At 61.5% G+C, this 18,742-nt stretch carries 16 protein-coding genes and 1 riboswitch; of the genes, 13 read left to right on the forward strand and 3 right to left on the reverse strand.

The genetic code is table 11. The annotated features are described in order from the left end of the window. Positions 1–58: 58 nt before the first annotated feature. Entirely contained in the window at positions 59–391 is a 333-nt protein-coding gene (locus tag GFU70_RS02795) for a DMT family transporter (protein ID WP_003197153.1), read from the reverse strand. Between the two features lie 103 nt (positions 392–494). On the opposite strand from GFU70_RS02795, the gene GFU70_RS02800 reads away from it, so the two are divergent. Together GFU70_RS02800 and waaA are read left to right on the forward strand one after the other, a co-directional pair. Continuing rightward, on the forward strand, positions 495–1,385 hold the full coding sequence (locus tag GFU70_RS02800; protein ID WP_153387571.1) for a LysR family transcriptional regulator: 891 nt from the start codon (positions 495–497) through the stop codon (positions 1,383–1,385). A 22-nt stretch (positions 1,386–1,407) separates the two neighbouring features. Continuing rightward, a complete protein-coding gene (waaA, locus tag GFU70_RS02805; protein ID WP_153387572.1) occupies positions 1,408–2,688 on the forward strand; it encodes a lipid IV(A) 3-deoxy-D-manno-octulosonic acid transferase in 1,281 nt (426 codons plus the stop codon). A gap of 155 nt (positions 2,689–2,843) precedes the next feature. Here the strand turns inward: waaA and GFU70_RS02810 are convergent, their stop codons facing one another. Next, positions 2,844–4,283 (reverse strand): TolC family outer membrane protein, encoded by a 1,440-nt coding sequence (locus GFU70_RS02810; RefSeq protein WP_058543054.1) that lies wholly within the window; start codon positions 4,281–4,283, stop codon positions 2,844–2,846. A gap of 154 nt (positions 4,284–4,437) precedes the next feature. Beyond that, positions 4,438–4,543: riboswitch (TPP riboswitch) on the forward strand. Between the two features lie 175 nt (positions 4,544–4,718). Between GFU70_RS02810 and thiC the strand changes: the two genes are divergently transcribed. After that, positions 4,719–6,608, forward strand: a complete 1,890-nt coding sequence (gene thiC, locus GFU70_RS02815; protein WP_116643295.1) for a phosphomethylpyrimidine synthase ThiC — start codon at positions 4,719–4,721, stop codon at positions 6,606–6,608. An 82-nt stretch (positions 6,609–6,690) separates the two neighbouring features. Beyond that, positions 6,691–7,983 (forward strand): putative hydroxymethylpyrimidine transporter CytX, encoded by a 1,293-nt coding sequence (gene cytX, locus GFU70_RS02820; protein ID WP_064107013.1) that lies wholly within the window; start codon positions 6,691–6,693, stop codon positions 7,981–7,983. Here the strand turns inward: cytX and GFU70_RS02825 are convergent. Then, positions 7,952–8,689, reverse strand: a complete 738-nt coding sequence (locus tag GFU70_RS02825; protein ID WP_058546502.1) for a DUF3298 domain-containing protein — start codon at positions 8,687–8,689, stop codon at positions 7,952–7,954. The genes cytX and GFU70_RS02825 overlap by 32 nt on opposite strands. Before the next feature lie 214 nt (positions 8,690–8,903). On the opposite strand from GFU70_RS02825, the gene GFU70_RS02830 reads away from it, so the two are divergent. The 9 genes from GFU70_RS02830 (at position 8,904) to GFU70_RS02870 (ending at position 18,738) form a co-directional block, all read left to right on the forward strand. Continuing rightward, positions 8,904–9,521 carry an NUDIX domain-containing protein gene (locus GFU70_RS02830; protein WP_058546503.1) on the forward strand — a complete coding sequence of 206 codons (618 nt, stop codon included), beginning with the start codon at positions 8,904–8,906 and terminating at the stop codon, positions 9,519–9,521. Then, positions 9,512–9,964: a DUF1249 domain-containing protein gene (locus GFU70_RS02835; protein ID WP_003186471.1), complete on the forward strand. Its 453-nt coding sequence runs from the start codon at positions 9,512–9,514 to the stop codon at positions 9,962–9,964. The genes GFU70_RS02830 and GFU70_RS02835 overlap by 10 nt, the downstream gene beginning before the upstream one ends. 123 nt (positions 9,965–10,087) lie before the next feature. Continuing rightward, the gene (cpdA, locus tag GFU70_RS02840) at positions 10,088–10,903 is read left to right on the forward strand and encodes a 3',5'-cyclic-AMP phosphodiesterase (protein ID WP_058546577.1); all 816 of its coding nucleotides are present in this window, start codon (positions 10,088–10,090) and stop codon (positions 10,901–10,903) included. Between the two features lie 359 nt (positions 10,904–11,262). Continuing rightward, positions 11,263–12,693, forward strand: a complete 1,431-nt coding sequence (locus tag GFU70_RS02845; protein ID WP_116641313.1) for an IS1182 family transposase — start codon at positions 11,263–11,265, stop codon at positions 12,691–12,693. A gap of 846 nt (positions 12,694–13,539) precedes the next feature. Beyond that, positions 13,540–13,872: a DUF6124 family protein gene (locus GFU70_RS02850; protein WP_064107014.1), complete on the forward strand. Its 333-nt coding sequence runs from the start codon at positions 13,540–13,542 to the stop codon at positions 13,870–13,872. Between the two features lie 806 nt (positions 13,873–14,678). Then, positions 14,679–15,287 carry a YqiA/YcfP family alpha/beta fold hydrolase gene (locus GFU70_RS02855; RefSeq protein ID WP_058546505.1) on the forward strand — a complete coding sequence of 203 codons (609 nt, stop codon included), beginning with the start codon at positions 14,679–14,681 and terminating at the stop codon, positions 15,285–15,287. A gap of 42 nt (positions 15,288–15,329) precedes the next feature. Further along, a complete protein-coding gene (gene parE / locus GFU70_RS02860) occupies positions 15,330–17,234 on the forward strand; it encodes a DNA topoisomerase IV subunit B (RefSeq protein ID WP_058546506.1) in 1,905 nt (634 codons plus the stop codon). Continuing rightward, positions 17,234–18,220, forward strand: a complete 987-nt coding sequence (locus tag GFU70_RS02865) for an esterase-like activity of phytase family protein (RefSeq protein WP_058546507.1) — start codon at positions 17,234–17,236, stop codon at positions 18,218–18,220. Before parE ends, GFU70_RS02865 begins: the two co-directional genes overlap by 1 nt. Next, positions 18,217–18,738 carry a TIGR02281 family clan AA aspartic protease gene (locus GFU70_RS02870; protein ID WP_153387573.1) on the forward strand — a complete coding sequence of 174 codons (522 nt, stop codon included), beginning with the start codon at positions 18,217–18,219 and terminating at the stop codon, positions 18,736–18,738. Before GFU70_RS02865 ends, GFU70_RS02870 begins: the two co-directional genes overlap by 4 nt. Positions 18,739–18,742: the final 4 nt, after the last annotated feature.

Genomic DNA, 18,742 nt, shown 5'->3' on the forward strand with positions numbered 1-18,742 from the left:
AGCGGGGATAAATCCCCTCGCCACAAATGTGTTTCCAATCTTGGAATATCGGTGTGTTTCAGTGCCCCGCAGTCTTGGAAAACAGCTGGATCACCACCACCCCCAACACAATCAACGCCATCCCCAGCATCGCCGGCACGTCCAGTTTCTGCCCATAGATGAACAACGCCGCCACGCTGACCATGACGATCCCCAGCCCGGCCCAGACCGCATAGGCCACGCCCACCGGTACGGTGCGCACCACCAGCGTCAGCATCCAGAACGCGGTGCCGTAGCCGACGATGACCAGCAGCAAAGGCAGAGGGGTGCTCAAGCCTTTGATCGCTTTCATCGAAACGGTGGCGATCACTTCGGCGCAGATGGCGATGGCCAAGTAGTAGTAGGCGTTCATAGGCGGTTCCTCTTCGACGGTGGCGTCTTTCGATGGGGCCATTCTAGAGATCGCTCAGATGCGGTAAAGTCATTACCTATCTGATAAAGAGATAGGTCGAACCATGAATGTTCAGTGGAACCTGGAGCAATTGCAGCTGTTTGTCGGGGTCGCCGAGAAACGTTCGTTTTCGGCCGTGGCGCGGGACCAGCGCAAGGCCCAATCGGCCATCAGCAGCGCGATTGCCTCGCTGGAGGCGGATTTGGGCGTGAGCCTGTTCGAGCGCAGCAGCGGCCGTCAGCCCCGGCTCACCGACGCTGGCGAAGCCCTGCTCGAAGAGGCCCGGGAAGTGCTGCGCCAGTGCGAGCGCCTCAATGGCCGGGCGCTGGCCCTGATGCGCGGGCAGGAGGCGTCGCTGCGTCTGGCCCAGGACGAAGCCATGCCCTATCAGCCGGTCATCGACAGCCTGGCGGCTTTGGCCGAACGATTCCCCACCCTTGAAGTGCAACTGGCCAGCGCCGCCCAAGGCGATGTGGCGCGCAAACTGGTGGAGCGGCGTGCCGACCTCGGCTTGCTGTTCTATCACGACCAGATCCCCGAGGCGCTGGAGCGTCGGGTGCTGGGCAGCGTAGAGATGGTCACGGTATGCGGCAGGGGCCATCCGCTGGCGAACCATGGTTATGTGACCTGCCGGGAAATGGCCCGGCACCGCCAGTTGTTGATGGCGACCCAGTCCAGCGTCTACCCCGGCAGTGAGCAGGCCAGCCCGCAGGTCTGGCGGGCCGACAGTTTCTATGTGTTGGCCGAGTGGCTGAGGAGTGGCCTGGGCTGGGCCTGGCTGCCTCGGCATGTGGTGCAATACCCGGCGTACCTGGGCGACATGGTCGAACTCAGCAGCGAATGGACTCCGCCGGCCCTGGTGGTGGAACTGGTCTGGCGCCGCGATGAACCCCTGGGCCCGGCCGCCCGTTGGCTGGCGGAACGTTTTGCCGTGCAGTTGCAGGCGATCGGCTGAAAAACCGATAAACTCCGCCGCCATGAACAGAACTCTCTATAGCGCGTTGTTTTACCTGGGGCTGCCACTGGTAGCGATTCGGCTGTGGTTACGGGCCCGCAAGGCACCGGCTTATGCCCGGCGTATTGGCGAGCGGTTCTCCTGGGGGCTGCCGGTCATGGTGCCGGGGGGCATCTGGGTCCACGCGGTGTCGGTGGGCGAGAGCATTGCCGCCGCGCCGATGGTCCGCGCCCTGCTGCAACGTTATCCACAGCTGCCGATTACCGTCACGTGCATGACGCCCACCGGTTCGGAGCGGATCCGGGCGTTGTTCGCCCACGAACCGCGCATCCAGCATTGCTATTTGCCTTACGACTTGCCTTGCGCCGCCAAGCGTTTTCTCGACCGGGTCCGGCCGTCCCTGGCGGTGATCATGGAAACCGAGCTGTGGCCCAACCACATTCACCAATGCGCCAAGCGCGGCATTCCCGTGGCCCTGGCCAACGCGCGGCTATCGGAGCGTTCGGCGCGGGGTTATGCACGCTTTCCCAGACTCACCCGGCCGATGCTCGCCGAGATGAGTCTGTTCGCCGTGCAGACCGAAGCCGAAGCCGAGCGTTTTCGTCAGTTGGGCGCGCGGGCGGAAACCGTTGAGGTCACCGGTTCGATCAAGTTCGACCTGACCATCGACCCGCAACTGCTCGAAGACGCCAGCGCCTTGCGCCGCCAGTGGCAGGCAACCGAGCGCCCGGTATGGATCGCCGCCAGTACCCATGAGGGTGAGGACGAAGTGGTGCTGGCCGCCCACCGTCGGCTGCTCGACAGTTATCCCGATGCGTTGCTGATCCTGGTGCCGCGTCATCCCGAGCGCTTCGACGCAGTGCACCTACTGTGTGAAAGCGAAGGGTTGGCCACGGTGCGGCGCTCCAGCGGGCAGCCCGTGACCGCACAGGCTTCGGTGTTGCTCGGTGACACCATGGGTGAATTGCTGTTTCTCTACGCGTTGGCCGACAGCGCGTTTGTCGGTGGCAGCCTGGTGCCCAACGGCGGGCACAACCTGCTCGAGCCGGCGGCGCTGGCGAAACCGGTGCTCAGCGGGCCGCACCTGTTCAACTTTCTTGAAATCGCCGCGCAACTGCGCGCTGCCGGTGCATTGGCGGAAGTGGACGATGCCCAAGGCCTGGCCCTGGCGGTCCAGCGCCTGTTCGAACTGCCCCGCGATGCCCAGCGTATGGCCGAGGCGGGGCTTGCGGTGATGCGCCGCAACCAAGGTGCGTTGCAGCGCTTGCTGGACGGGTTGGGGCGGTTGCTCGCCGGACGCTAATCGCTGGCCTGGCGCGTAGGAGCTGCCGAAGGCTGCGATCTTTTGATCTTTTGATCCTTTGATTTTTTGCTTGGGATTCAAGTGTCTGGGAAAAGATCGCAGCCTCGTTGCACTCGACAGCTCCTACACAGCTCCTACACAGCTCCACACAGCTCCTACTGCGCCGGCCGCGAGCGCAATTGCGCCGCTGCCGCCTGGGCCAGGTCCGGCGGCAGGAAGTCCTGGTCCGGGTTGTAGTCGGGCTTGAGGTAGCGCGACAGGTCCTGCAAGTCCGCCGGGCTCAACGTCCCGGCCGCCTGCTTTAGGCGCAGGTTGTCGAGGATGTAGTCGTAGCGGGCGTTGTTGTAGTTGCGCACCGAGGTGTACAGCTGGCGCTGGGCATCGAGCACGTCGACGATGTTGCGGGTGCCCACCTGGTAGCCGATTTCCGTGGCTTCCACCGCGCTCTGGTTGGAGATGATCGACTGGCGCCGGGCCTGGACCTGCTCCACGTCGGTGTTCACTGCACGGTGCAGGTTTCGGGTGTTTTCCACCACCTGCCGGCGCAGGGCTTCGCGTTGCTGTTCGGTCTGGGTGAGTTGCGAGTAGGACTCGCGCACCTGGGAACTGGTCAGCCCGCCGCTGTAGAGCGGGATACTCAGTTGCAGGCCAATGGTGCGTTGCTCGGCATCGCCGCCGTAGCGCTGGCCGGTAAGGCTCGGGTTGGTGAAACCGAGGCCATCGTTATCGCCTTTTTTGTACTGGGCTATCGCATCGAGGGTGGGCGCATGGCCGGCCTTGCGCTGACGCAGCGTATCCTCGGCGGCAGTCACCGCGTAGTTGCTGGCCAGTAAATTGAGGTTCTGCTTGGCCGCCGTATCAACCCAGGCCTTGGCGTCGTTCGGCGCCGGCGGCAGGATCGGCAAGGTGTGGACGATGCCCTGGAGCGAGTTGTACTGGCGATTGGTCAGGGTGATCAAGGCTTCGAAGGCATCGTCGACCTGACGCTGGGCGAGGATCCGGTTGGCCCGGGCGGTGTCGTAGCTGGCCTGGGATTGCAGCACATCGGTCTTGTCCGACAGGCCCACGTCAAAGCGCTCGTTGGACTGGTCGAGCTGACGCTTGAACGCCGCTTCCTCGGCCTTGGTCGAGGCCAGGTTGTCCTGGCTGCGCAGCACATTGAAATAGCTCTCGGCGCTTTGCAGGATCATGTTCTGTTCGGTGGCCGACAGTTGCAGCGATGCTTGTTCGTCGACGGACTTTGCAGCCTGTAACTGAAACCAGCGATCGGCGCGGAAAATCGGTTGGGACAGCGTGGCCTGGTAAACCGTGGAGCTGCGGTTGGCGGTCATCGCCGGCTGGTCGAGCTCGGTACGGGTGTTGTTCAGGTCGGCACCGGCCGAGAGGTTCGGCAACAACCCGGCACGCGCCTGGGGCACTACTTCCTTCTGGGCGCCGTACTGGGCACGGGCAGCGGCCAGGTCGGCGTTGTTATCCACCGCTTCCTGATACACGCTCACCAGATCGGTTTTGGTGGTCAGGGGCGCTTCGGCAGCCCAGGCCATTCCATTGGACGCACAAGACACCGCAAGGGCCAGTGAGAGTTTGCGCAGCATGAGGTGATCCCTACTTCTCAAATGATTGCGCACAAGAGGCGCGGCGTAGCGAGTGTAGTTGCGCCCGCGCATGGCAACAATCCTGTATATGCGCCATTCATCACGCCTTTTGCCCTGGCGATGGCGTTCTCTCGTAGTTGTGTCTAGACTGGCCGGGTTCTTGTCGGGGTGCCTTGCTATGAGGCTGAGATCGAATAATTTCGGATCCCGTTGAACCTGATCAGGTTAGCGCCTGCGTAGGGAACAAGATTTCTCGTCACCCGGCGAGTCCTCTTGTGCTTCGTCCGGGATGTTGTTCGACCATCGACTTTCGATTTTCGAACATGCTCGAGCAGCAAGCACAGCGTCCGCACTTTCGTGCAGGGACGCGTCCATTCGTTACAGGTTCGCTCCGACAAAAATCCACTGCCTGGATGTGTGTCTGGAGAGCCCGTGATGACGACAAAATCAAAAAACGCGACCAACCTCAGTGATTCGGCCAAGGTCGATGAGCAATCGGTTCAGCCCTTTACCCGCTCGCAAAAAATCTATGTCCAGGGCAGCCGCCCGGATATCCGCGTACCCATGCGCGAAATCAGCCTTGACGTGACCCCCACCGACTTCGGCGGCGAAATCAACGCGCCGGTCGTGGTGTACGACACCTCGGGCCCCTACACCGACCCGAACGTGACCATCGACGTGCGCAAAGGCCTGGCCAATGTGCGCTCGCCGTGGATCGAAGCCCGTGGCGACACCGAGCGCCTGGCGGGCCTGAGCTCCAACTTCGGCCAGGAACGCCTGGCCGACCCCGAGCTGACCAAGCTGCGCTTTGCCCACGTGAACAACCCGCGTCGCGCCAAGCCGGGTGCCAACGTCAGCCAGATGCACTACGCGCGCAAAGGCATCATCACCGCCGAGATGGAATACGTCGCCATCCGTGAAAACATGAAGCTGGAGGTGGCCCGCGCCGCCGGCTTGCTTGACCAGCAACACGCCGGCCACAGCTTCGGCGCCAGCGTGCCGAAAGTCATCACCCCCGAATTCGTGCGTGACGAAATCGCCCGTGGTCGCGCGATCATCCCGGCCAACATCAACCACACCGAACTGGAACCGATGATCATCGGCCGTAACTTCCTGGTGAAGATCAACGGCAACATCGGCAACAGTGCGCTGGGTTCGTCCATCGAAGAAGAGGTGGCGAAGCTGACCTGGGGCATCCGCTGGGGTTCGGACACGGTCATGGACCTGTCCACCGGCAAGCACATCCATGAAACCCGCGAGTGGATCATCCGCAACTCGCCGGTACCGATCGGCACTGTGCCAATCTACCAAGCCCTGGAAAAAGTCGGCGGCGCGGCCGAAGACCTGACCTGGGAGCTGTTCCGCGACACGCTGATCGAACAGGCCGAGCAGGGCGTCGACTACTTCACCATCCACGCCGGCGTGTTGCTGCGCTATGTGCCGATGACCGCCAAGCGCGTCACCGGTATCGTCAGCCGTGGCGGTTCGATCATGGCCAAGTGGTGCCTGGCGCACCACAAAGAGAACTTCCTCTACACCCACTTCGAAGACATCTGCGAAATCATGAAGGCCTACGACGTCAGCTTCTCGCTGGGCGATGGCCTGCGTCCGGGCTCGATTGCCGATGCCAACGACGAAGCGCAGTTCGGTGAGCTGGAAACCCTCGGCGAACTGACCAAGATCGCCTGGAAGCACGACGTGCAATGCATGATCGAAGGCCCCGGCCACGTGCCGATGCAATTGATCAAAGAGAACATGGACAAGCAGCTCGAATGCTGCGACGAGGCGCCGTTCTACACCCTCGGCCCGTTGACTACCGACATTGCGCCGGGCTACGACCACATCACCTCCGGTATCGGTGCGGCGATGATCGGCTGGTTCGGTTGCGCCATGCTCTGCTACGTCACGCCGAAGGAACACCTCGGCTTGCCGAACAAGGATGACGTCAAGACCGGGATCATCACCTACAAGATCGCCGCCCACGCAGCCGACCTTGCCAAGGGCCACCCAGGCGCGCAGATCCGCGACAACGCCTTGAGCAAGGCGCGCTTCGAGTTCCGTTGGGAAGACCAGTTCAACCTCGGCCTGGACCCGGACACCGCCCGCTCGTACCACGACGAAACCCTGCCGAAGGACTCGGCCAAGGTGGCGCATTTCTGCTCGATGTGCGGGCCGAAATTCTGCTCGATGAAAATCACCCAGGAAGTGCGCGAATACGCCGCCAACCAACGCATTGAAGCGGTGGACGTGGACGTTGCCCAGGGCTTGGCGGAACAGGCTGAGCGGTTCAAGAAGGAAGGTAGTCAGCTTTACAAGAAAGTTTAAGCGGCGCTCACCCCGTGGCGAGGGAGCTTGCTCCCTCGCCACATCAGCGACCCAAAACAATAATCTCCCCTGAGATATCTCTGTGAACATCCAACCCAGCACATACTCCCCAGACACCGCCGTGCCCCTGGACAAACGCGTCTTCGGCGCCCGCGATCTGTTTTCCCTGTGGTTTTCCCTGGGCATCGGCCTGATGGTCTTGCAGGTCGGCGCCTTGCTTGCGCCGGGCCTGGGCTTGAGTGGCTCGTTGCTGGCGATTTTCCTCGGCACGCTGGTGGGCGTGCTGCTGCTGGCGGCCGTCGGCGTGATCGGCAGCGACACCGGCCTGTCGGCCATGGCGGCCCTCAAGCTCAGCCTCGGCGCCAAGGGCGCGAGCGTGCCGGCGGTGTTGAACCTGCTGCAGCTGATCGGTTGGGGCTCGTTCGAAATCATCGTCATGCGTGATGCCGCCAGCCTGCTCGGTGCCCGGGCCTTCAGCGAAGGCAGCCTGGGGGCGAATCCGTTGCTGTGGACGCTGTTCTTCGGCGCCCTGGCGACTTTGCTCGCGGTCAGCGGGCCGCTGACGTTCGTGCGCAAGGTCCTGCGCAAGTGGGGCATCTGGCTGCTGCTGGCGGCGTGCATCTGGCTGACCTGGAACCTGTTCGCCAAGGCCGACCTGGTTGCGCTGTGGGCCCAAGCGGGCGACGGCTCGATGCCGTTGGCGGTGGGGTTTGATATCGCCATTGCGATGCCGCTGTCGTGGTTGCCGCTGATCGCCGACTACTCGCGCTTCGGCAAACGTGCCAAGAATGTCTTCGGCGGTACTGCCGTGGGATTCTTCATCGGTAACGTCTGGCTGATGAGCCTGGGCGTGGCCTACACCTTGGCGTTCGCGCCGAGCGGTGAAGTCAACGCGTTGCTACTGGCCTTGGCTGGCGCCGGGTTGGGCATTCCGCTGCTGCTGATTCTGCTGGATGAGTCGGAAAACGCCTTCGCCGACATTCACTCGGCGGCGGTCTCCAGTGGCATGTTGTCGGGGCTGAAGGTCGAGCATCTGGCCTTGGCGATCGGCGTACTCTGCACCTTGATCGCCTGCTTCGCGCCGTTGGCGCAATACCAGAACTTCCTGTTGCTGATCGGCTCGGTGTTCGCGCCGCTGTTCGGCGTGGTGCTGGTGGACCACTTCATCCTGCGCAAACGCAGCAGCCAGGTGCTGTCAGCCGCGTTGCGCTGGCCGGCCCTGCTGGCCTGGTTGGGTGGGGTGAGCACTTATCACTTGCTGGCCAACTTCTATCCGGACATCGGCGCAACCCTGCCGTCGCTGATCCTGGCAGGGTTGCTGCAACTGTTGCTGGGCCGGGCTTTCAGCTACGGCCAGGGAACAGCTCGGGCTTGAGGATGCCATTGAGGCGTGGGTAAGCGATCTTCAATTCGATGTGGCCCAGGGCGTACGGCGCAATGGTGCTCACTTCGTACTTGAGGATCACCCCGCCATAGGTCAGCGCCACGTGTGGGGTTTTCTGGAAGGACCACTGTTTCAGGAATTCGGGTTCCTGATCCAGCTTGGTGCTGATCAGCCAACTGTTGTGGGCGACCTGGGCCGCTTTCCAGAAGGCTTCTTCCTGGCCCGGCAGCAGCATGTCCGACAGCGTCAGCACCTTGTGTTGCTGGCGCGAATAGTTGATGAAGCCGCGACCCGGTGTGCCGTGGGCGCCGCCGGTGTCCAGGTAGCTGGACAATTCGATGATCACCAGGCCGTCATGTTGCTCACGTACCTTGGCCTGCAAATAGCTGCTGTTGCGGGGGGCGGCACTGCGCAGGAACTGCTCGCGATAGGCGGCAAGCGTCGGCGCCACCGGGGTGGTACGGGTCATTTGCAGCAGGCGTTTTTCGACGATGCCGTCCAGGGCAGGCTCGGTGGGAAAGTGCAGGGTATCGATGTTCACCAGCGGGCAGTCGGCACTGGCGCAACCTGGTTGCAGTTGTTCCGACGCATCGCGGGTGGTTTCCAGCGGTGCGCGGTAATTGGGTTGGAACAGGCTTTGGCAAGCGCCCAGGGTCAGGGCAATGGCGGCCACGGAGGCAGTTTTGAAAAGCGACATGGGCGTCCTTCATGGAACAGGGAAAGGCGAAAAGTTACCCGCTTCGACTGCCAGCAGGACAATCAGTTCGCCACTAAGCTCATTAGAGTTCTTTCACCTTCTGCCGTCCATCCCGATGAGTGGAAAGGGGCTGCATCAAAGGGTACGGGCGCGTTAGGATGGCGCGAAGCCGAGGTTGGAACCTCGTATTGATCCATTGCACACGAGGATTGTCATGACCGATTTCGCCAACGCCGCACCGAACGCCGTGGAGATCGTCAAGCGCGAGAACTGCTTCCAGGGTTTCTACAAACTCGACCGCGTGCACTTGCGCCACGAATTGTTTGCCGGTGGCATGAGCCGCGAAATCAGCCGTGAATTGTTCGTGCGCCATGACGCGGTGTGCGTGTTGCCTTACGACCCTCAGCGCGATGAAGTGGTGTTGATCGAGCAGTTTCGCGTCGGCGCCATGGGCAAGGTCGCCAACCCTTGGCTGGTGGAATTGGTGGCCGGCCTGATCGACAAGGACGAACAACCGGAAGAAGTTGCTCATCGTGAAGCGCAGGAGGAAGCTGGGCTTGTCTTCGCTGCGCTCTGGCCGATGACCAAGTATTTTCCATCCCCGGGCGGCAGCGATGAATTCGTCCATTTGTACCTGGGGCGTTGCGACAGCACGGGGGCGGGCGGGCTGCATGGCCTGGTGGAAGAGGCGGAAGATATCCGCGTCAAGGTCTGGTCTTTCGAAGATGCCCTGCAAGCTGTGCGCGACGGACAAATCTGCAATGCACCGAGCATCATCGCCCTGCAATGGCTGGCCTTGAACCGCGAGGAAGTGAGGGGGTTATGGTCCTGAACAAGCTGCGCGATCGCTATCGCGTCGATCTGGTGGGGTTGCAGGCCGCCTGCGAGGCCAACTACGCCCGCCTGATGCGCTTGTTGCCGGACATGCGCAACGATCCGGCGCCACGGCGCATCGCCGTGACCCACGGCGACCAGATGCTGGGCGTGCTGGCCCTGGAAGTGCTGCAGACCTGCCCCTACACCACCACGCTGCAAGTGCGCCAGGAGCACAGCCTGCCCTGGCTGCCGGTGCCGCAGCTGGAGGTGCAGGTCTATCACGATGCGCGGATGGCCGAAGTCGTCAGCGCCGAACATGCACGACGCTTTCGCGGCATCTATCCTTACCCCAATGCGTCAATGCACCAGCCGGACGAAAAGGCCCAGTTGAACCTGTTTTTGGGGGAATGGCTGAGTCATTGCCTGGCGCTGGGCCACGAGTTCGAAGTCGTTCGGTAGTTGTCTTTCAAAAACTGGACACTGGTTGTGAACCGGTTCCGCTTCGCGGGTTTCCCCTTTCGATCTTCCCCAGCATAATTGCGGCTTCATCCAATGGCGCGAGTGCGCCTGGGAGAGAGCGATTTGCCGAGCGTATCCACCTTGACCCGCGCCGATGCGGCGTTGCTGGTCCAACTGTCTGACAGCCATTTGTTCGCCGATGCCGACGCCTCGTTGCTGGGCATGAATACCCGTGACAGTTTGCGGGCGGTCGTTGATTTGGTGCTCAAGCAGCAGCCGGACATCGATCTGATGCTCGCCACTGGGGACCTGTCCCAGGACGGTACGCTGGAGTCCTACGCGGCGTTTCGGCAGTTGACTGCGCGAATCGATGCGCCGGCGCGGTGGATTCCGGGTAACCATGATGAGCCGCAGGTGATGCTTGAGGCGGCGGTCAAGAGCACGTTGCTCGATCCGGTGGTGGACATTGGCAACTGGCGCGTGACGATGCTCGACTCTGCCGTGCCCGGATCGGTGCCGGGGTTTTTGGCCGAGGAGCAGTTGATTCTGTTGGCCAATGCCTTGAGTGAGGCGCCGGAGCGGCATCATCTGGTGTGCCTGCATCATCATCCGGTGTCGGTTGGGTGTGTGTGGATGGAGCCGATTGGGTTGCGTAATCCGGAGGCGTTGTTTGCAGTGCTGGATCGGTTTCCTCAGGTGCGGGCGGTGTTGTGGGGGCATGTGCATCAGGAGGTTGACCGGATGCGCGAGAGGGTTCGTTTGTTGGCTTCGCCTTCGACCTGTATTCAGTTTGAGCCGGGGAGTGAGGATTTTGCGGTGGGCTCGCAGGCGCCGGGGTATCGGTGGTTGCGGTTGTTGCCGGATGGGCGGTTGGAGACGGGGGTTGAGCGGGTGGTTGGGTTTGCGTTTACCCCGGACTATGGTTCCAACGGTTACTGAGGACGAGGCGGCCTGACAGCCGACCTGGTTCTTCCGGTCATACCCCCGTCAGATCTGTTTAAGCAGGACTTGTGGGAGCAAAGCTTGCTCGCGATGGCGGCTTGACTGAGTACATATCCATTTCTGCGGTAACGGCCACTTAGGGTTCCGCCCTGACGGCGGGTCACTTTCGAAAAGCGCGAAAGTAACCAAAGCGCTTTTGCCCCACCACTCGGTGCCTCGCCTAGGCTCGGCATGCCCTCACTCCGGCATTGCTCCGTGGGCCCGCCGCGAAGGGCCATCCATGGCCCAGAGTGTGTCAAAACCCTGAAGCCAACCCTTGCTATGATTTCCCCAGGACTTCATTGCAAGGGCTGCCCATGAAACGCTTCATCCAAGGTGAACATCGAGATCAAACTACCTTGCTCCCCGAGAGCTTGGACGACTACGTCAGCGATACCAATCCGGTGCGCGTTGTCGATGTCTTCGTGGATGAACTCGACCTGATCACCTTGGGTTTTGAAAGCGCTGTCCCCGCTAAAACGGGCCGACCGGCTTATCACCCTGCAGTCATGCTGAAAATCTACATCTACGGCTATCTCAACCGTATCCAGTCAAGCCGGCGTCTTGAGTGCGAGGCGCAGCGCAACGTCGAGTTGATGTGGCTGACCGGTCGCCTGATGCCGGATTTCAAGACCATCGCCAACTTCCGCAAAGACAACTCAAAGGCCATTCGAGGAGTCTGTCGGCAGTTCGTCGTGCTGTGTCAACAACTGGGGCTTTTCTCGGAACATTTCGTTGCCATCGATGGCAGTAAATTCAAGGCGGTGAACCACCGCGACCGCAACTTCACCAGCGCCAAGCTGAAGCGCCGGATGGAAGAGATCGAATCAAGCATTGCCCGTTATCTGAAGGCGCTGGATGAGGCTGATCGGCAAGAGCCCAAGTCTTCAGGGCCCAAAGGCGGCCTGGAAGAGAAGATCGCCAAATTGAAGGAGCAGATGAAGGCGCTCCAGGCGATTGAAATACAGCTTGAAGCATCGCCGGACAAACAGATCTCGCTGACCGACCCGGACGCGCGCTCGATGATGATGACGAGCGGTCATGGCATCGTGGGCTACAACGTGCAGACAGCAGTCGATACCAAACACCATTTGATTGTCGCGCACGAGGTGACCAATGTCGGTCACGACCGTGATCAGCTTAGCTCGATGGCCCAGCAGGCCCGTGAGGCGATGCAAATCGAATCGTTGTCGGTGGTAGCGGACCGAGGGTATTACAAAAGCAGAGAAATCCTGGCCTGTCACGAGGCAGGGATCACCGCTTATGTGCCGAAAACGCTGAGTTCGCGGGCCAAATTTGATGGCCGTTTCGGTAATGACGAGTTTATTTACGACGCGGACAAAAATGTGTATGTCTGCCCCGCCAAGCAAGTGCTGATCTGGCGCAACTCTTATGTCGACAAGGGCAAGAAGCTGGACGTTTACTGGCACTCCAACTGCCAGGCCTGTTCGATAAAGGCGCAATGCACGCCGGCCAGAGAGCGAAAGATTCGGCGCTGGGAACATGAGGCGGTACTGGAGGAAATGCAGGTCCGCCTGAACAATGAGCCGCAGATGATGAGCATCCGCAAGCGAACGGTCGAACACCCCTTCGGGACGCTGAAGCAATGGATGGGGGCGACGCATTTTCTGACGCGGCGGCTGGCTGGGGTAAGCACCGAAATGAGCTTGAATGTGCTCGCTTACAATTGGAAAAGGGTGATGAAAATCCTTGGTGCGCAGGGTCTGATGAAAGCGCTGGCGGCCTGAAGCCTGCCGTTTTGCCCCGTTAATCAAGCCTACGGAGCCTTGCTAGCGCTTGTAGGGGCCGTTTGGAGCTACAAGAGCGCTTTAGGTTTTAATCAATTGGCCAACACCTGTCGGCACTACGTGCCGACGATGTTTTATTTGTTTTTACACACCCTGGGCCCAGCGCGGCTATCCCGGCATCCATGCCGGGATGCCCACTGCGCAATACCTGCGTTCGGCCATCGTGGTTAACGGGGCCTCAAGATCAAAAGCCAAGCCGAGGCGGCCTTATAGCCGACCTGGCTCTTGCGGTCGTACACCCATCAGACTTCTTTGAGCAGGACCTGTGGGAGCAAAGCTTGCTCGCGAAGGCGGCGGCACATTCAGCATTGATGCAAGCAGACCCACCGCCATCGCGAGCAAGCTCGGCTCCCACAGGGATCGGCGGTGGACACTGATCTTATAAACGACCCAAAACCTGTGTGTGAGCGAGCTTGCTCGCGATGGCGGCCTGACAGCCGATCAGGATTGTGGGAATGGTCGGACAATCCTCCGGGCTGCAGCAGATTTTTCCGACGAGCTCTGGCGGTTGCCGGGTGGGAAGGGCTGTCGCTAGTCTTTTCCCGTCGCTGCAAATTCAGCGGCCGGGCCTGGAAACCCGATAAGTGAGGGTGCAACAGCGCGTCACATGAGATACTGCATCGCTTTTTTGCGTGTGCAGTTCTGCGTTATGGCGGCTGTGCGCGGGAGACTTTCGAGTCTGCCGGGTTTTGCTCCTTCACTCCGGTTTTCCAGCCCGCGCATAGCTGCCACCCTCTCGCCTGGAAACGGGAGATGGCGGTTCCACTACGTTAGAGGAGCTGCATCATGTTCAAAGCCACACCCAATCCCCCCGAAACCGATCCCCAAAAATTCGATGAAGCCGCCAAGCGCGCCATCGACCACTATCTCGACCCCAAACCTCAAGCCAAAAAGAAAAAGCCCTCAGGCCAACTGTTCACCGTCGTGGACGGCGTCGACACCGAAAGCCTGCTGGCCAACCTCAGCGAAACCCTGGCTTCAGCCGATGCCATGGTCAGCGACCTTGCCTTCGACCTGAAAGGCTCGCGACGCCATGTTGCCCTTGGCATTCAGCAACTGATCGAGCTGGGCGCTTTATTGGCGAATCGGATGCTGGACAACGTCAATACACAACCCTGACCACACCGCGTGCAGAAGCCCGCAAGATCGCTCCCACACAGTTTTTTGGTCGGTTACAAGATCAATGCCCACCGCCGATCCCTGTGGGAGCAAAGCTTGCTCGCGATATCGGTGGGTCTACTTGCATTAATGCTGAATGTGCCGCCGTCTTCGCGAGCAAGCCCGCTCCCACAATGGGATCGGAGTACGACCGCAGAACCAGGCCAGCTGTCAGGCCGTCTCGCGAGCAAGCTTTGCTCCCACAGGACCTGCTCAAACAGATCTGATGGGCGTACGACCAGGAGAATCAGGTCGGCTACTAGGCCGCCTCGTGGTGGACGTTGATCTCGGCGCCCCGTTAACCACGCTGGCCGAACGCAGGCATTGTGGAGTGGGCAACCCGGCATGGATGCCGGGTTAGCCGCGCTGGGCCATGGATGGCCCTTCGCGGCGGCCCACGGAGCAATGCCGGAGTGAGGGCATGCCGAGCCTAAGCGAGGCACCGAGTGGTGGGGCATGAGCGTTTTGCTTACTTTTGCGCTTTTCAAAAGTGAGCCGCCGTAAGGGCGGAACCCTAAGTGGCCGTTACCGCAGCAATGGATATGTACTCAGTCAAGCCGCCATCGCGAGCAGGCTCGCTCCCACAGTTTGATCGAAGTACAACAGGGAGTACCAGGTCGGACACCAGGCCGCCATCGCGAGCAAGCTTTGCTCCCACAGCCACCGTGATCGACGATTCATAGGAGGCAACTACACGGTCAAATCCCCCCAACCACCGCAATCTCCCTGTAAACTCCGGCCTTTGCCCAACACCCAGGGAGTCGGCAATGTCGGGTTCGATCCTTTATATCCATGGCTTCAACAGCGCCCCAGCGTCGACCAAGGCCAGCCAGTTGACCCAAGTGATGGCACGCCTGGGCCTGAGCGACCAGTTGCAGGTGCCCGCCTTGCATCACCACCCCCGCCAAGCCATCGGTCAGCTGGAGCAGGCGATTACAGAACTGGGGCGCCCGCTGCTGGTCGGCAGCTCGCTCGGCGGCTACTATGCGACTCACTTGGCCGAGCGCCACGGCCTCAAGGCCCTGCTGGTCAACCCTGCCGTCAGCCCGCATCGGATGTTCGACGGCTACCTGGGCACGCAGAAGAATTTGTACACCGACGAAGCCTGGGAGTTGACCCACGACCACGTCACGGCCCTGGCCGAGTTGGAAGTGCCGGCGCCCCGGGATCCGCAACGGTATCAGGTATGGTTGCAAACCGGTGACGAAACGCTGGATTATCGCCACGCCCAACAGTATTACGGCGCCTGTGCCTTGCGCATCCAGGCCGGCGGCGACCACAGTTTCCAAGGGTTTGCCCAGCAGTTGCCGGCGCTGTTGAGTTTTGCCGGCATTGGCGCCGATTTGTACCAGGCGATCGACTTCACGTCGCTGTGAGCCCATCGCCCCTTTTTCATTGAACACTGACGACGAGACCCCATGGCCACTCCCAGCGCTAGCTCTTATAACGCAGACGCCATCGAAGTCCTCTCGGGCCTCGACCCGGTGCGCAAGCGCCCCGGCATGTACACCGACACCAGTCGGCCGAACCACCTCGCCCAGGAAGTCATCGACAACAGTGTCGACGAAGCCTTGGCCGGGCATGCGAAGTCGGTGCAGGTCATCCTGCACGCTGACCATTCGCTGGAAGTCAGCGATGACGGCCGCGGCATGCCGGTGGACATTCACCCTGAAGAAGGGGTGTCGGGCGTCGAGCTGATCCTCACCAAGCTCCACGCCGGCGGCAAGTTTTCCAACAAGAACTACCAGTTCTCCGGCGGTCTGCACGGGGTGGGTATTTCCGTGGTCAATGCCTTGTCGACCCAGGTGCGGGTGCGGGTCAAGCGTGACGGCAACGAATACCAGATGACCTTCGCCGATGGCTACAAGGCCACCGAGCTGGAAGTGGTCGGCACCGTCGGCAAGCGCAACACCGGGACCAGCGTGTATTTCGCTCCGGACCCGAAGTATTTCGATTCACCGAAGTTTTCCGTCAGCCGCCTCAAGCACGTGCTCAAGGCCAAGGCCGTGTTGTGCCCGGGGCTGCTGGTCAGTTTCGAGGACAAGGCCACTGGCGAGAAAGTCGAGTGGCATTACGAAGACGGTTTGCGCTCGTACCTGGTGGACGCGGTCAGCGGTTTCGAACGCCTGCCCGACGAGCCGTTCTGCGGCAGCCTGGCCGGTAACAAGGAAGCCGTGGATTGGGCGTTGTTGTGGCTGCCCGAAGGCGGCGAAAGCGTCCAGGAAAGCTACGTCAACCTGATCCCTACGGCCCAGGGCGGCACCCACGTCAACGGCTTGCGCCAGGGCCTGCTCGATGCCATGCGCGAGTTCTGCGAGTTCCGCAACCTGTTGCCCCGTGGTGTGAAGCTGGCGCCGGAAGACGTCTGGGAGCGCATCGCTTTCGTCTTGTCGATGAAGATGCAGGAACCGCAATTCTCCGGCCAGACCAAGGAACGCCTGTCGTCCCGCGAAGCGGCGGCGTTTGTTTCCGGGGTGGTCAAGGACGCGTTCAGCCTGTGGCTCAACGCCAACCCGGAAACCGGTTTGGCCCTGGCCGAACTGGCGATCAATAACGCCGGCCGCCGCCTCAAGGCCAGCAAGAAGGTCGAGCGCAAGCGCATCACCCAGGGGCCGGCATTGCCGGGCAAGCTCGCCGATTGCGCCGGGCAGGACCCGATGCGTTCGGAGCTCTTCCTGGTGGAAGGTGACTCCGCTGGCGGCTCGGCCAAGCAGGCGCGGGACAAAGAGTTCCAGGCGATCCTGCCGTTGCGGGGCAAGATCCTCAACACCTGGGAAGTGGACGGCAGCGAAGTGCTGGCCAGCCAGGAAGTGCATAACATCGCCGTGGCCATCGGTGTCGACCCGGGCGCCGAGGACATGAGCCAGCTGCGCTATGGCAAGATCTGCATCCTCGCCGACGCCGACTCCGACGGTTTGCACATCGCCACGTTGCTCTGCGCCTTGTTCGTCCAGCATTTCCGTCCGCTGGTGGATGCCGGCCACGTTTACGTCGCAATGCCGCCGCTGTACCGCATCGACCTGGGCAAGGAAATCTATTACGCCCTGGACGAAGCCGAGCGCGACGGCATTCTGGATCGCCTGGTCGCCGAGAAGAAACGCGGCAAGCCACAGGTCACCCGATTCAAGGGCCTGGGCGAGATGAACCCGCCGCAACTGCGTGAAACCACCATGGATCCGAACACCCGCCGTCTGGTGCAGTTGACCCTGGATGATTTCGAAGCGACGTCGGAGATGATGGACATGCTGCTGGCGAAGAAGCGCGCCGGCGATCGCAAGTCCTGGCTCGAATCCAAAGGGAACCTGGCCGAGGTGTTGGCCTGATGCGCAACGGTTTCGCCCTGGCGTTGTTGCTGTGGGCGGGGGGTGTCGTTGCCGGGCCTGCACCCGAGCTGAAGTTGCTGTCCGAGCATGCCGTCGATGGCATGCGCGGCGGCAATCTGTCAGGGCTGGCGCTGTGCGGCGACGAAATGTGGACGGTATCCGATCGCGACGATGACCGGATCTACCGCCTCAAACCCGTCGATGCGCCGGTCTGGCAAGCCGAAGTGGTTGAAATCGAGGTGCCCGAGGTGCCGGACAACGGTTTGCCATGGGGTTTGCGCTCACGGACTTGGGCGGCCTCGTTCCTGCGCGGTGGTGAGCTGGATTTCGAAGGCATCAGCTGCGACAGCGCTGGCAATCGCTATGTGGTCAGCGAGTCCCATGCCGCCGTGCTGCAGATACCGCCGACGGGGCCGGCGACCTGGTTGAAAATTGCACCAACCATGCTCCGCCAGGCCCGCGCCAGTGGCATGTTGCTGCATTTCAATGCGTTGTTCGAAGGCTTGGCCGTCAACCCGGCCGGTGACCAACTGTGGTTGGCGGCCGAGCGTGAGCGTCGCGGGCTTTTGCGGGTCAAGCGCCAGCAAACGGTGTGGGACTGCGATGGCAATTGCGTACTGCTGAGCGAAGCGGGGCTGGAGATGCAGCCGGCGCAATTTCCCAAGGCCAAGGCGGTTTCGCGCGATTTTGCTGATCTGTCATTGTTCAATGGCAAGCTGTTTACCCTGGAACGCAACGCCTTCGAGATCTGTCGGCGTGATCCGCAGACCGCCCAAGTGGAGCGGTGCTGGTCGTTCGCCGCCGAGGCGTTGCAGGAGGGTCGGCGTTACTCCCAGGACTATGGGCTGGCCGAAGCGCTGGTCGTGGACGCCGAGGGCGCCTGGATCGGCCTGGACAACAACGACGGTGCCCGCGCCGACGGCGAAACGCGGCCGATCATCTGGCGCTTCGCCGCGCCGGACGGTGGCTGGGGCGCCTCGCCATGAGTCAGCAACTGCCGGGCAAGCGTGCTGGTCGGGTGTTGATGATCGTGGCCTGGTGCGCGGCGCTGTTCCTGGCAACGCGGTTTTTTTCCCAATGGGAACAGCGCCAGCAAAACCCCAATGCCCAGGTGTATTCGCAAAGAGGCGAAGGGTTTATCGAGGTGAAGTTGGTCGGCAACAGGCAGGGACATTTCGTCGCCAGCGGCCAGATCAACGGCCAGCCGGTGGATTTCATGCTCGACACGGGTGCCACCGACGTGGCGATTCCGGTGGAGTTGGCCGAGCGCCTCAAGCTGGTAAAAGGTTTCGGCGTGACGTTGAGTACCGCCAACGGTTTGAGCGAGGGCTATCGCACCCGCATCGACCGGCTGCAATTGGGTGACATCGTATTGCGCGATGTCCGCGCCCTGGTGGCGCCAGGCCTGGGTGGCACGCAAGTGCTGCTGGGCATGAGCGCCCTGAACAAACTTGAATTTACCCAGCGCGACGGCACCATGCTGCTGCGCCAGACAACGAACTGATGAG

Source organism: Pseudomonas brassicacearum (assembly GCF_009601685.2).
Lineage (GTDB): Bacteria > Pseudomonadota > Gammaproteobacteria > Pseudomonadales > Pseudomonadaceae > Aquipseudomonas > Aquipseudomonas kilonensis_B.